This is a genomic window from Bradyrhizobium sp. MV1.5, assembly GCF_055807615.1.
Window position 1 is genome coordinate 204,950 of the sequence record NZ_JBVVPL010000007.1, and the last position, 13,569, is coordinate 218,518.

At 64.3% G+C, this 13,569-nt stretch carries 10 protein-coding genes; all 10 read left to right on the top strand.

The features are described from left to right. The 10 genes from AC0L2J_RS09900 to AC0L2J_RS09945 all read left to right on the top strand — a co-directional run bounded on the left by AC0L2J_RS09900 (position 1) and on the right by AC0L2J_RS09945 (position 13,560). Entirely contained in the window at positions 1-975 is a 975-nt protein-coding gene (locus AC0L2J_RS09900) for an ABC transporter ATP-binding protein (protein ID WP_473389018.1), read from the top strand. Next, the gene (locus AC0L2J_RS09905; protein ID WP_473389019.1) at positions 972-1,937 is read left to right on the top strand and encodes an ABC transporter ATP-binding protein; all 966 of its coding nucleotides are present in this window, start codon (positions 972-974) and stop codon (positions 1,935-1,937) included. Before AC0L2J_RS09900 ends, AC0L2J_RS09905 begins: the two co-directional genes overlap by 4 nt. Positions 1,938-2,282: 345 nt before the next feature. Continuing rightward, positions 2,283-3,533 carry an ABC transporter substrate-binding protein gene (locus AC0L2J_RS09910; protein ID WP_007608679.1) on the top strand — a complete coding sequence of 417 codons (1,251 nt, stop codon included), beginning with the start codon at positions 2,283-2,285 and terminating at the stop codon, positions 3,531-3,533. A 132-nt stretch (positions 3,534-3,665) separates the two neighbouring features. After that, complete coding sequence (locus tag AC0L2J_RS09915) at positions 3,666-4,493, top strand: AraC family transcriptional regulator (protein ID WP_007608678.1); 828 nt, start codon at positions 3,666-3,668, stop codon at positions 4,491-4,493. A 198-nt stretch (positions 4,494-4,691) separates the two neighbouring features. Continuing rightward, a complete protein-coding gene (locus AC0L2J_RS09920) occupies positions 4,692-5,702 on the top strand; it encodes a branched-chain amino acid ABC transporter permease (protein ID WP_063992920.1) in 1,011 nt (336 codons plus the stop codon). Between the two features lies 1 nt (position 5,703). Next, a complete protein-coding gene (locus tag AC0L2J_RS09925; RefSeq protein WP_473389020.1) occupies positions 5,704-6,813 on the top strand; it encodes a branched-chain amino acid ABC transporter permease in 1,110 nt (369 codons plus the stop codon). After that, positions 6,806-7,588, top strand: coding sequence for an ABC transporter ATP-binding protein (locus tag AC0L2J_RS09930; RefSeq protein WP_473248519.1), 783 nt, complete (start codon positions 6,806-6,808; stop codon positions 7,586-7,588). Before AC0L2J_RS09925 ends, AC0L2J_RS09930 begins: the two co-directional genes overlap by 8 nt. Further along, complete coding sequence (locus AC0L2J_RS09935; protein ID WP_473389021.1) at positions 7,581-9,794, top strand: Tm-1-like ATP-binding domain-containing protein; 2,214 nt, start codon at positions 7,581-7,583, stop codon at positions 9,792-9,794. The genes AC0L2J_RS09930 and AC0L2J_RS09935 overlap by 8 nt, the downstream gene beginning before the upstream one ends. Positions 9,795-9,797: 3 nt before the next feature. After that, positions 9,798-10,631 (top strand): phosphoenolpyruvate hydrolase family protein, encoded by an 834-nt coding sequence (locus AC0L2J_RS09940; protein WP_007608671.1) that lies wholly within the window; start codon positions 9,798-9,800, stop codon positions 10,629-10,631. Positions 10,632-10,656: 25 nt separating this feature from the next. Continuing rightward, entirely contained in the window at positions 10,657-13,560 is a 2,904-nt protein-coding gene (locus AC0L2J_RS09945) for a flotillin family protein (RefSeq protein WP_007608669.1), read from the top strand. Positions 13,561-13,569 lie beyond the last annotated feature (9 nt).

A 13,569-nucleotide genomic window follows, 5' to 3' on the forward strand; every position in this document is an offset into this window, starting at 1 on the left:
GTGCTGACAGTTTGCGACCTTACGGTGTCAGTGGGGCCGGAATCCGCGCCGGTCGACATCGTCGCCGGCGTGTCCTTCGGCTTGGCCAAGGGTGAGATTCTCGGTCTCGTCGGCGAGTCCGGTTGCGGAAAGAGCATGACCTCGCTTGCGGTCATGGGATTGCTGCCGCAGCCGGGTCCCCGGGTCCGGGCCGGGCGGGTCCTGTTGGAGGGCTGCGACGTAACGCGGTTGCAGCCCTGGCAACGTGTCGAAGCGGACCACGGCCGCATGGCAATGATCTTTCAGGAGCCGATGACCTCACTCAACCCGGTTCGTCGGATTGGCGATCAGATCGCCGAAGCCGTACGCGTGCATGAGGGGATTTCGGGTGCAGCTGCGCTGGTCCGTGCGCGCGAACTGCTCGAACTGGTCCGTATGCCCGACCCCAAAATGCAGCTGTCCGCGTATCCGCATCAGTTGTCCGGAGGCCAACGCCAGCGGGTCATGATCGCGATTGCGCTGGCCTGCAGGCCACAGGTGCTGGTCGCCGATGAGCCGACCACCGCTCTGGATGTCACCATACAGGTTCAGATTCTCGGGCTCTTGCGCGAGCTCTGCAATCGGCTCGATATGGCGATATTGTTCATCACCCACGACATGGGAGTCATTGCGCAGCTCGCCGATCGTGTCGCTGTCATGTACGCCGGCCGGATCGTGGAAACCGCGGCAGTCGATGCGCTGTTCGGCGCACCCCGTCATCATTACACCCGCGGACTGATGGATTGCATGCCGTCGCGAAATTCCGGCGCGCGCCGACTGCCGACCATTTCTGGTCAGCCACCGCTGCCAGGTACGGTCGCTGCTGGCTGCGTGTTTGCCTTACGTTGCGCAGCGGTGCGCGATCAGTGCCGCGTGGCGACCCCGCCCCGCCTGGAGGCCTCCCAAGGGCACGAGATGCTCTGCGCATTTCCACTGCCGGGCGGGGAGCTGCCATGAGCGGCAATGCCATCCTCGACGTCCGGGACATGATGGTCTCGTTCAGTGCCTGGCGAGCCGGTCGGAAATACCGGGTGCAGGCAGTCGATGGTGTATCGCTGTCGCTGGCGGAAGGCGAGGTCCTCGGGATCGTGGGCGAGTCCGGCTGCGGCAAGACCACGCTGGGCCGAACCCTCGTCGGGCTGGTCCGGCCCGACAGCGGCAACATCAATTTGAAGGGAACCGAATTGATCGGAGCCGGCGGCTCCGGCCTCCGCGAGATGCGTCTGAGCGTCCGAATGGTTTTCCAGGATCCCAATGCATCGCTCAACCCGCGGCGCACAATTGGAGATTCGGTCGCGGAGGCGGCCGACATCAGTGGCTTCTTCAAGAGCCGCGCCGAGCGCAGCGCGGCCATAGCTGCCACCTTGACGGCCGTCGGATTGAACCCACCTTTCGCCGCTCGCTATCCCTACGAGCTGAGTGGCGGGCAGCGGCAGCGGGTCGGAATCGCACGCGCCATTCTTCCCACCCCGTCCATCATCGTCGCCGACGAGCCGGTCTCGGCCCTCGACGTTTCCGTGCAGGCGCAGGTGCTCAATCTGATGATGGATCTGCGTGACCAATTGAGACTGTCGATGCTATTCATCTCGCACGACCTTGGCGTGATCGGGCAGATCAGCAGCCGCGTTGCTGTCATGTACATGGGCCGGATCGTGGAGCAGGCCGGGACGCGGACGGTCCTGGATCATCCGCTCCATCCCTATACGCGCGCATTGGTGGCGGCAATTCCGAAGCCGGATCCATCGAAGCGGATCCTGGGCGCGATCGAAATGGGTGAACCGCCAAGTCTCTTCACGCGAACGCGCGGCTGTGCATATGCGCCCCGCTGTCCAATGGCCAGCGATCGCTGTCTCGTCGATGTGCCACAACTTCGATCTGCAGGCGCGGACGGTCGGACGATCGCCTGCCACAACGTATAACCAGCGAGTGCCGCGCGCGGCAAAATCACGCAACGCCAACGCCTACGATTGATTTCTCCTCTATTCGAGCGATCCCATTCACAGGCGGCAGTCCGCGACCGCCATGCGGCAGGCGCATGCAAATTCGGCAAGCCTGACGCCTGTTGCACTGCGATGTCAATCGCGACGCAACATTCAAAATGAGACTGCCCGTTAAGCCGCACACGGCTCCGGCACGTGCGCTGCATCGGAGTTCGGTTAGCCTCCATTTCAAGAACCGTTGGTCTTGCTCGAACGCAGCACCGCGCGGCGGACGCGTCGGGGCGCGGTGAAAAACAGCGACAAGGTCGTCCAGGGAGGAGAGCAATGTTGAAAGGCAGTCTAGGACTGATCGCGTTGGGCAGCCTGTTACTTTCGGGCACCGCCTTCGCACAGGAGAAGATCAAGGTCGGCGTCACCGCGACGCTCGAAGGCACTTACACCGTACTCGGCGAGGACGGCATCCGCGGATTCCAGACGGCCCTCAACGTCCTCGGCAAGAAGGTCGGCGACAAGGAACTCGAATTTGTCATCGCCTCGACCGATGCGACGCCGGACTCCGCCGTGCGAGCCGTGCGCAAGCTGATCGAGCAGGACAAGGTACAGATCCTGCTGTCGCCGCTCTCTGGTGACGAAGGCATCGCGGTCAAAAATTTTGCAAAGACCCATCCCGAACTGACGTTCATCAATGCCGCCTCCGGTGCCCAGGAAACAACCTATGTCGATCCCGCTCCGAACTTTTTCCGCTACAATATGGATGGCGCGCAGTGGCAGGTGGGCCTCGGCAAATACGCTTATGACCAAAAGAAGTATCGCAAGATCGCGACCGTCGGCGAAGACTACTCATTCATCTATACGCAGGTGTTCGGCCTCGTGCTCGAGTTCTGCGGTGCTGGCGGACAGGTCACCAACCGGCAATGGGTGCCGCTCGGCACCAAGGACTTTGCCTCGGTTATCGCCGCACTGCCCGACGACGTCGACGCAATCTATCTCGGCCTCGGCGGCGCCGACGCAGTCAACTTCCTGAACCAATATCAGCAGGCCGGCGGCAAGGCGCATCTGATGGGCGGCTCGATCATGATCGACCAGACCATCCTGTCGTCCAAAGGAAACGCCAAGAATGCCCTGATCGGCACGCTGGCCGCGAGCGGCCAGGCCGACACCTGGGAGAACCCGAGTTGGCAGAAGTTCGTGAAGGACTATCAGGACGCCTTCCCGCCCAACAAGCGCTTCCCGAGCCCATCGCTGCTCGCCACCAACTATTACGGCTCGACCATGGCGCTGATCCTGGCGCTACGTCAGGTCAACGGAGATCTCTCCAACAACCAGGCCAAGTACAAGGAGGCCCTCGCCAAGATCGAGATCGACGCACCCAACGGCAAGATCAAGCTGGACTCCAACCGCCAGGCGATCGGCACCAACTTCGTCACCGAGGTTGTCGACGACGGCAAGGGCGCGCTGTTCTCAAAGGTCGTGAACGTGATCCCGAATGTCAACCAAACGCTGGGTTACGATCCCGCGGTGTTCGCCAAAATCGGTTTGCCGAGCCGCACAGTACCTGAATGTAAGAAGTACTGACCTAGTCTCATTCGCGAACGATGACTGGCCGGGGAGAGATTTGCCAGAAGCGCGACACGTGCGCCCTTGCATTCTCTCCCCGGTTGTTGAACGCTACCAAAAAAAATACCAAGAGCTTTTGGGAGGAGAGGCATGAGCCGGGCGCTCGCCGTCTTCCACGGCCGCTTTGGTCGGGCGACGGTCTATCAGTTGAACCGCCCTTTCAACATCCACGCACATCGCGAAGGTCATTTGATCTTCCATGTCGGCGGGCGTTCCGCATGCATCGATGTCAGCGACGGACGTTACGAGCTCACCGAAGGTTCCGTCGTCGCGGTCAATCCGTGGGAGCCGCATAATTTCCTGCCGTCCGATCTCGACGGCGGCGCCGTTTTCTTCGTGCTCTACGTCAATGCGGAGTGGTTCGCGCCCGATGCGCCCGGCGCCGATCGCCTGCGCTTCGGCCGCACCCAGTTCACGCGGTCGGTTGCGCTGGACAAGCACATCAGGCACGCAGCCGCCCTCGTGTGCGGCGCTCCCTCGCTCAACAGCCTCGATGGCGAGCTGAGAAGCCTGATCGACATCTGTTATGACGAAAGCTGGCAACAGGCCGCGACCGCGCGCGATCCGCGCGCAAACGGTTCCGTCACGGATTTTCGCGTGCGCAAGTGCATCAAGATGATGTCGGAGAGTCCCGGCGCCGAGATCGAGCTCGATACCATTGCGCGCGAATCCGGCCTGTCGCGGCCGCATTTCTACCGGCTCTTCCGCACCCAGACCGGCGTTACGCCACATCTCTATCTCAACACGCTGATGATGGAGCAAGCGCTGGAGGCGCTGGTGGCGAGCGAAGCGCCGATCGCCGATATCGGCTTCGATCTCGGCTTCTCGTCGCAGAGCGGATTCACCCGCTTCTTCGCCGCCAATGTCGGCATGGCGCCGACCGATTATCGCCGCGCGGCCAAGGTTTTACGCGCCTGAGGCCACGCGAAAAGATACTCACGATCAAGCGCCTCCCTTACAGCCGCATTAGGATGCGACAAACGCGGTCCCGAAACGAGGATCGCGCGCGATAGGGAGCACGTTCATGGCAGGGCTTGCGGCCGGCAACGGTCTGCGTGCCCCTCCGCCCCGCTTGCTGGGTGAGAGATGGGGTGACGTGAAGACGGAGCGGCGATCATGACCCGCTTTGTCGAGCGCCATCCCGCCTGGGCACTGATCGTCATCATCGTGATTGCGGTGGCGCTTTGGCTGATTTTCGCAGTGTGGCCGCAGAGCGTCGAAGATGCGTTCGGCCGCAAGCGGGTCTTCCTCAACGCTCTCTTCAACGGCATCACGCTCGGCGGTCTCTACTTCCTCGTCGCCAGCGGTTTTACGCTGATCTTCGGCCTGATGCGTAACGTCAACCTCGCGCACGGCTCGCTCTATTTGTTCGGCGGCTATGTCGGCTACGCCATCAGCGCCGCGACCGGCTCATGGGTCCTCAGCTTCATCGTCGCTTTCATCCTGACGGCACTGGTCGGCGTCCTGCTCCAGGTCCTCGTCTTCCGCCGCATGGAGGGCCAGGACCTGCGCCAGACCATGGTGACGATCGGTCTCTCGATCGTGTTCGCCGATTTGATGCTCTGGGCCTGCGGCGGCGATTTCTATCAGATCCAGACTCCGAGCTGGCTGATCGGACCTGTAGAGCTGCCGCTGGTCACGGCGGTCAAATCCTCAGGCGAGCCGGTCTATCTCCGCTATCCCATGGTCCGGCTCGTGATCTTCGCCGCCTCCGTCGTGATCGGCGTGGCGATGTGGCTGGCGCTCAACCGCACGCGGATCGGCATGATCATCCGCGCCGGCGTCGACGATCGCGACATCCTGGCTGCGACCGGGGTACGGATCCAACTCGTTTTCGTGGTGGTGTTTGCGCTCGGCGCCGGCCTCGCCGGAATCGCCGGCGTCGTTGGCGGAACGTTCCAGTCGCTCTCGCCCGGCGAGGATATCCGCTTCCTGCTCGCTTCCCTCGTCGTGGTGATCGTCGGTGGCATGGGCTCGATCCCGGGGGCTGCGCTGGGCGCGCTCATCATCGGCCTCGCCGAGCAGCTCGGCTCGGTCTACATCCCGACCTACGCCATCGTCGTGACCTTCCTGATCATGGTGCTGGTGCTGGCAATTCGGCCGCAGGGCCTGTTGGCGAGGCGCTGACATGTCCCTCGCTCACGACGCCCGCGTCCCGGTTCGTCCCACCGCTGCGGTGCAGCGCTCGAAATTGCGCGGATGGCCGGAGATCGACAATCCGGCGGCCTGGGCCGTCGCGGCCATTCTTCTGATCATGCCGCTGATCGCCAACGGCTTCTTCCTGATCGAAATCTTTGCGACCACGCTGATTCTCGGACTCATGGCGCTGAGTCTGATGTTTCTTGCCGGCTATGGCGGCATGGTCAGCCTGATGCAGCTCACCATCGCGGGTTTCTCCGCCTACATGGTCGCGGTGTTTGGCGTCAGCGGCAACGCCAATATCAGCCTGGGCTGGCCGTGGTGGCTTGCGGTCCCGATGGCGCTTGCGCTCGCGACCATCTTCGGCACCCTCGGCGGCGCGCTGGCGGTGCGCACCGAGGGCATCTACACCATCATGATCACGCTCGCGATCGGCGCGGCGTTCTATTATTTCACCAACCAGAACTGGGCGATTTTCAACGGCCATACCGGCATTAATACGGTTGCCACGCCGCATTTCTGGGGCGTCAACTGGCGCGCCGACATTCCCTTTTATTATATCGTCCTCGCGGTAGCCGCGCTGTGCTACTTCGCCGTCGACTACATCTCCCGCGCGCCGTTCGGCCTCGCGTTGCAAGGTGTCCGCGACAATCCCCGCCGCATGGCGGCACTCGGCTTTAACGTCAATGCGCATCGCGTCGCGGCCTACGTCTTCGCGTCCTTTGTCGCGGCGCTGGCAGGGGTACTCCAGGTCTGGAATTACCGGCAGATTTCGCCGGGATCCGTGAGCGTTGGGGCCTGCATCGATATCCTCATCATCGCAGTCGTCGGCGGCATCACGCGCCCCATCGGACCTTTTATCGGCGCGCTGATCTTCGTACTGCTGCGCACCTTCGCACTCGACTTCCTGGTCAAGCTGGGGCTTGACGGCAACCGCTTTCGGCTCCTGATCGGCCTCGGCTTCCTCGCCATCGTGTTCTGGTCCTCGGACGGCGTCATCGGGCTCTGGCAGAGCTGGCGGCGCCGCCAACGCTCCGGCGCGGCAAGTTCAAGCGGACGACATGGCCGAGAATCTGGCCGAGGATCCCGCCATGGATAGCGTCGCGCAACGCCTCTCTGTCGTGGGCGCCGGCGCGGCGCTGGAGCTGCGCGGCGTGACACGTCTGTTCGGCGCGCTCGCGGCACTCACCGACATCACCATTACCGTCCGCCCCGGCGAACGACGCGCCGTGCTTGGCTCCAATGGCGCCGGCAAGACCACGCTGTTCAACTGCATCACGGGCGACTTCCCACTTTCTTCCGGCACCATCCGCTTCTTCGGCGAGGACGTCACGCACTTCCCGCCCTATGAGCGCATCCGCCGTGGCCTGCGCCGGACTTACCAGATCTCCGCGCTGTTTCCCGGCCTTACCGTCCAGGACAACGTCTACCTCGCCTGCCGTGGCGTCTCACGTGGGCGCTTCTCGTTTCTCCGCCCCGGTCAGAACGATGCGTTGATGCACGCTGCCGAAAATCTCGTGCAGGCCGTCCATCTCTCGGGCGTGAAGGATCAGCGCGTTGCCGAGCTCGCTCATGGCCAGCAGCGCCAGCTCGAAATCGCACTTGCGCTTGCCGGCGCGCCGCGATTCGTCCTGTTCGATGAACCGGCCGCGGGACTGTCGCCGACCGAGCGTGCCGAGCTGATCGAAATATTGACCTCCCTGCCCGCGCATATCGGCTACATCATCATCGAGCACGACATGGACGTCGCCCTGCGCGTCGTCGAGAGCGTCACGATGATGCACAACGGGCGGATCTTCAAGGAAGGTCGTCCGCAGGAGATCGAGTCCGATCCCGAAGTGCAGCAGCTTTACCTCGGAGGCGGCCATGAATGAGGTCCGCCGTACCGCCGCCGCCCTCGAAGTGCGCGGCCTGGACGTCTATTATGGCCATTCGCATGCGCTGCAGGGCGTTGATCTGACGCTCGAAGCCGGCGTGTTCTCGGTCGTCGGCCGCAACGGCATGGGCAAGACCACGCTATGCAAGGCCATCATGGGGCTGGTGCCGGTCAGCGGCGGCTCGATCCGCATCCGCGGGGATGAGATCACCCGACAGCCGCCTGCCCACATAGCGCGACTTGGCGTCGGCTATGTTCCGCAGGGACGCCGGCTGTGGCGTTCGCTCAGCGTCGACGAGCATCTGCAGCTTGCAGCCGGCTTGCGCCGCGGCCCTTGGACGGTGGAGCGCATCTACAAGACGTTTCCGCGGCTGGCCGAACGCAAGGATCACGGCGGCGGCCAGCTCTCCGGCGGCGAGCAACAGATGCTTGCGATCTCCCGCGCGTTGCTCACCAACCCGCGGCTCCTGATCATGGACGAGCCCACCGAGGGGCTCGCGCCCGTCATCGTGGCCCAGGTCGAGGAGATGCTGCTACGGCTTGGCGAGGACGGCGACATGTCCGTGCTCGTGATCGAGCAGAATATCGGCATGGCGACCGCCGTGTCGCGCAACGTCGCGATCATGGTCAACGGTCGCGTCAACCGCATCATCGATTCGGTGCGGCTTGCCGCCGATCGCGAACTGCAGCAGCGCCTGCTCGGTGTCGGAATGCATGCCGGACTCGAGCTCGACCTCGGCGTGCCACCGGCGGATACGGAAGCGACGCCTCCTCCGCAGCAGACGCGTCCAGGCGGCGCGATCCGCATCTACATGTCAAACCCGACGCCGCCGACACGGTGGTCGCAACCTGTGCCGATCGCCCGCATCGAGGCTGCGGCCCGCACGTTCTCGACACAAGTGATGCGTCTCGACGAGACGGCACGGCGACGGCACGAACCCGTTGCCACGCAAACGCAGGGCCCCCCGGTCGTGCTCGTCGTCGGTACGCTCGACACCAAGGGCACGGAGCTGCGCTTCATCCGCGACATTATCGCCGGGACAGGCCTGCGAACCCGATTGGTCGATGTCTCCACCAGCGGCAGGCACGCGGCCAGCGACGTCTCCGCCCAGGAGATCGCCTTGAACCATGGTCGCGGCGGATCGGCGGTGTTCGGACCCGACCGCGGCGCCGCCGTCACCGCGATGGCCGAGGCCTTCGCCAGCTGGTTGCGGCGCCAGAACAATGTTGCCGGCGTGATTTCGGCGGGCGGCTCGGGCGCAGCGTCGCTGGTCGCGCCCGGTATGCGGATGCTTCCTGTCGGGGTGCCGAAGCTCATCGTCTCGTCCGTCGCCTCCGGCGACGTCGGGCCCTATGTCGGCCCCGCGGACATCACCATGATGCATTCCGTCGCCGACGTACAGGGCCTCAATTCGATCTCGCGCGCCGTGCTGGCCAACGGTGCCAACGCGCTGGCCGGCATGGTCAAGGCGCGCCTTGATCAGCATGCACGGAAGGATCGCGACGACAGCGGATTGCCGTCGGTCGGCATCACCATGTTCGGTGTCACCACGCCGGCGGTGCAGAAGATCGCGGCCGACTTGCGCGAGGATTTCGAGTGTCTCGTTTTCCACGCCACCGGCGTCGGCGGACGCTCAATGGAGAAGCTCGTCGATTCCGGGCAACTCGCAGGCGTCATCGACCTCACGACCACGGAGGTCGGGGACCTCCTGATGGGTGGCGTGTTCCCGGCCACCGACGACCGCTTTGGCGCCATCATCCGCAGCCGGGTGCCTTATGTCGGCTCGGCGGGCGCGCTGGACATGGTGAATTTCGGCGCTCCTGAGACGATCCCGGAGCGCTACCGCGGCAGGAAATTCCACGTCCACAACCCGCAGGTCACACTGATGCGCACCACCGCGGAGGAGAACGAGCGCATGGGGCACTGGATCTCCGATCGGCTCAATCGGATGGACGGTCCGGTGCGCTTCTTCCTGCCCGAGGGCGGCGTCTCCGCGCTCGACGCGCGCGGACAGCCGTTCTGGGATCCAGAGGCCGATGCGGCGCTGTTCCGCACGCTGGAGCGCAACGTGCGGCAGACCGCCAACCGTCAGCTCATTCGCGTTCCCAAGAACATCAATGACCCCGAGTTCGCCTCCACCCTTGTCAGCGCGTTCCGAACATTGTTCGGCCGCACCGGGGCGCGCCGGAGATTAGCGAGGTGACCGATGGCCCGGTTTGAACGCGCTGCACTGTTGAAGCGCTTCCGCGACATGGCAAGGCGCGGCGAGCCCATCGTCGGCGGCGGCGCCGGCACCGGCCTTTCGGCAAAATGCGAGGAGGCCGGCGGTGTCGACCTCATCGTCATCTACAATTCCGGCCGCTACCGCATGGCCGGCCGAGGTTCGCTCGCGGGATTGATGGCTTACGGCGACGCCAACGCCATCGTGCTGGAGATGGCCGGCGAAGTGCTGCCCGTCGTGACCAGGACGCCAGTGCTCGCAGGCGTCAATGGCACGGATCCGTTCCGCGACATGGATCTTTTCCTGGACCAGTTGAAAGCGCTCGGCTTCGCCGGCGTACAGAATTTTCCGACCGTCGGCCTTATCGACGGCGTGTTCCGCGCCAATCTCGAAGAGACCGGCATGTCCTACGCGCTAGAGATCGACATGATCGCAAAGGCGCGCGAAAAGGACCTGCTGACGACGCCCTACGTCTTTAGCGAGAAGGAAGCTGCCGCGATGGCCATCGCGGGCGCGGATATCATCGTCTGTCACCTGGGCCTGACGACCGGGGGCAGCATCGGCGCGCAGACGGCGCTCAACCTGGCGGATTGCCCAGCGCACATCGACACCTGGGCCTCCGCTGCGCTCGGCGTCAATCCGGACATTCTGGTGCTCGCGCACGGCGGACCGATCTCCGATCCGGACGATGCCGATTTCATCATGAGGAACACACGCAATTGCCACGGCTTCTACGGCGCCTCCTCGATGGAACGGCTGCCGGTCGAGCGAGCGCTGACGGATCAGGTTCGCAAATTCAAGGCGATCGGCGCGCGATAACGCCGAAAGGTCGAGGGAGAGAAACATGTCAGGGACTCTGGTCGGTGAATTGATCCTCTGGCTGATCGTCGCCGTCGTGGTGATCGTGGTCGGCGTCTACATCGTGAACTGGCTCTATCACCGCTCGTCCAAGGAGACCTCATTCGTTCGGACGGGCCTGCTCGGCGAGCGCGTCGTGATCAACGGCGGCGCCTTCGTGCTGCCGTTCATTCACGACTACACGCCAGTCAACATGAACGTGCAGCCGATGGGCATCGTGCGCTCCCGGCAGGACGCCGTGATCACCCGTGACCGCATGCGCGTCGACATCGAGGCCGATTTCTATGTCAGGGTGCAGGCGACCCGCGAAGCCGTGTCTATCGCGGCCGCCACGCTCGGCCGCCGTACCATGGAGCCCGAACAGCTCCACGCCCTCCTCGCCGGAAAATTCATCTCCGCCATTCGTTCCGTTGCCTCGGAGATGACCCTCGAGCAGATGCACGAGCAGCGCGGTGAGTACGTCGCCCGCCTCAAGGCGAACGCGGCAGAGGCCCTCGCCCAGAACGGACTCGAGCTGGAGTCAGTGGCGATCACCGATCTCGACCAGACCGATCTCGAATTCTTCAACCCCTCGAACCGCTTCGACGCCGAAGGTCTGACCCGCCTGATGGAGGACATCGAGGCCAAGCGCAAACTGCGCAACGACATCGAGCAGGATTCGATGATCAAGATCCGCTCTCGCAACCTGGAAGCCGAGCGGCAGGCTCTCGAGATCGAACGCGAAAGCGAGACGGCGCGCCTCGAACAGGAGCGTGACATCGAGATGCGCCGGGCCCTGCAACGCACCGAGGTCGCACGCGAGCGGGCCCTGCGCGAGACCGAAGCCGAGCAGGCGCAGATTTCCGCCCGTGAAACCATCGAGAAGGCGCGAATCGCCAACGACCAAGCGATCGCCGAAGCTCGCATCGCCTCGGAGCGTGAGACCCGTCAGCGGGAGATCGAGCGCACCCGCACTATCGAGGAGAAGGAGCTGCTCGCACGAGAGGAAATCGAGAAGACCCGGATCGCCAACCAGCGCTCGATCGATACCAACCGCATCGCCTCCGAGCGGGAGGTGCGCCAGCGCGAAATCGAGCGGATGCAGACCATCGAGGAAGCCGAAATCGCAGCCCGCGAGGCGATCGAGAAAGCGCGGATCCAGCAAGACCGCGTCGTGACCGACGCCCGCATCGCCAACGAAGAGGAGACCCGGCGCCGCGAGATTGATCGGACCCGCGCTGTGGACGAAGCCGAGATCGCTGCCCGCGAGACGACAGAAAAGGCCCGCATCGCCCAGACCATGATCGTCAATGTCGAGCGCATCGCGTCCGATGAGCGCACCCGCGCGCTGGAGATCCAGCAGGTGCGTAACATCCAGGAAGCCGAGATTGAGGCGCAGCGCGCAGTCGAGGCTGCGCGCATCGACCGGGAGCACAGGCTCGCCGTCGAGCGCATCGCAGTCGAGCAGAATACCCGGCAGCTGGAGATCGAACGCAACCAGACGCTGGAAGTCGCAGAGGTCACGGCGCGCGAAGCCACGGAAGCTGCCCGCATCACCCAGCAAGAACGCGTGCGGTCCCTGGAAATCGCCCGCAACCGCGCCGTCGAGGAAGCCGACATTGCCTCACGCGAAGCCATCGAGGCCGCCCGGATCGCCCAGGAGAAGTCCGTTGCAGCCGAGCGTATCCAGGCCGAGCGTGACACACGCGCGCTCGAGATCGAACGCACAGCCGTGCTCGAGGCGGCCGAGTTGAAGCGGCGCGACGCCATCGAGCGCCAGCGCATCGGCGTCGATCTCGCCCTCGAAGCCGAGCGGATCACGTCCTCCAAGAAGCGCGAAGTCCTCAACATCGAGCACAAGAAGGCGATCGAGATTGCGGATGAGGACCGCGTCATTGCGCTCTCGACCAAGAAGTCCGAGCGCATCGACGCCGACCGCCAGGTCAGGCAGGCCGAGATTGTCGCGCGCAAGGAGGTCGAGACCACCGACGTCTCGCGCGAGCATGCGCTGGAGGCGGCGCGGATCGAACGTCGCCGTTCGATCGAACAGCTCGAAGTCGCTCGCGTCCAGTCGCTCCAGGAAGCCGAGATTGCCGCGCGGGAAGAGGTCGAGCGCTCCCGCATTGCCTCCGATCGCGGCCTCGACGAGGCCCGCATAGGCCGCGAGCGCGAGCTGCGCAAGCTTGAAATCAATCGGGAGAAGGAGGTCGAGACCGTTCTGATGGAGAAGGCGATTGCCATCCACCTGAAGTCGCTTGAGGAATCTGCGGCCAAGACCTCGGCCGAGGAAGCGCGGGTGCATGCCACCGAAGCCACCGAGCGCGTCATCACCGCGCGCGAGAGCGAGATCGCGAAGCGCCGGAAGACCGTGGAGATCCTGATCGCCGAGAAGCAGGCCGAGGAGACGCGAATTGCCGCGGAAGCCGAACGGATCCGCGCTGCAGTCGAGGCCGAGGCCCAGCGTATGCTCAACGAGGCCGAGAACGTGCTGACCGACCAGGCGCGGTACTCGCTGTTCCGTAGAAAGCTGCTCGACCGCATCGAAGGCATCGTCCGCGAGAGCGTCAAGCCGATGGAGAAGATCGAGGGCATCCGCATCCTCCAGGTCGATGGCCTCAACGGCAACGGCCATGGCGGCAATGGCGGCCGTAGCGCGACCGACGAGGTGATCGACTCGGCGCTGCGCTACCGCGTCCAGGCGCCGCTGATCGACTCGCTTCTGGCGGACATCGGCGTCGAAGGCGGCAGCCTCGCCAAGATGCCAGGCCTGATCCGGGAGGCTCGCGACATGCAGGGCATCAAGGACTCCGCACGCAAGGGCGGCGGCGGCGGCGAGAAGCCAGCCGCTGCACCCTCGCCTTCGGCCGACGGCGAGCCGCCCGCCGAGCGCAGCCCTCGGAAGAAGAGCTGAGGTCGCACC

Coding starts and splice junctions, on each gene's coding strand:
- AC0L2J_RS09945 (WP_007608669.1), top strand. CDS start 10,657: ATGTCAGGGACTCTGGTCGGTGAATTGATCCTCTGGCTGATCGTCGCC.
- AC0L2J_RS09920 (WP_063992920.1), top strand. CDS start 4,692: ATGACCCGCTTTGTCGAGCGCCATCCCGCCTGGGCACTGATCGTCATC.
- AC0L2J_RS09925 (WP_473389020.1), top strand. CDS start 5,704: ATGTCCCTCGCTCACGACGCCCGCGTCCCGGTTCGTCCCACCGCTGCG.
- AC0L2J_RS09915 (WP_007608678.1), top strand. CDS start 3,666: ATGAGCCGGGCGCTCGCCGTCTTCCACGGCCGCTTTGGTCGGGCGACG.
- AC0L2J_RS09930 (WP_473248519.1), top strand. CDS start 6,806: ATGGATAGCGTCGCGCAACGCCTCTCTGTCGTGGGCGCCGGCGCGGCG.
- AC0L2J_RS09910 (WP_007608679.1), top strand. CDS start 2,283: ATGTTGAAAGGCAGTCTAGGACTGATCGCGTTGGGCAGCCTGTTACTT.
- AC0L2J_RS09940 (WP_007608671.1), top strand. CDS start 9,798: ATGGCCCGGTTTGAACGCGCTGCACTGTTGAAGCGCTTCCGCGACATG.
- AC0L2J_RS09905 (WP_473389019.1), top strand. CDS start 972: ATGAGCGGCAATGCCATCCTCGACGTCCGGGACATGATGGTCTCGTTC.
- AC0L2J_RS09935 (WP_473389021.1), top strand. CDS start 7,581: ATGAATGAGGTCCGCCGTACCGCCGCCGCCCTCGAAGTGCGCGGCCTG.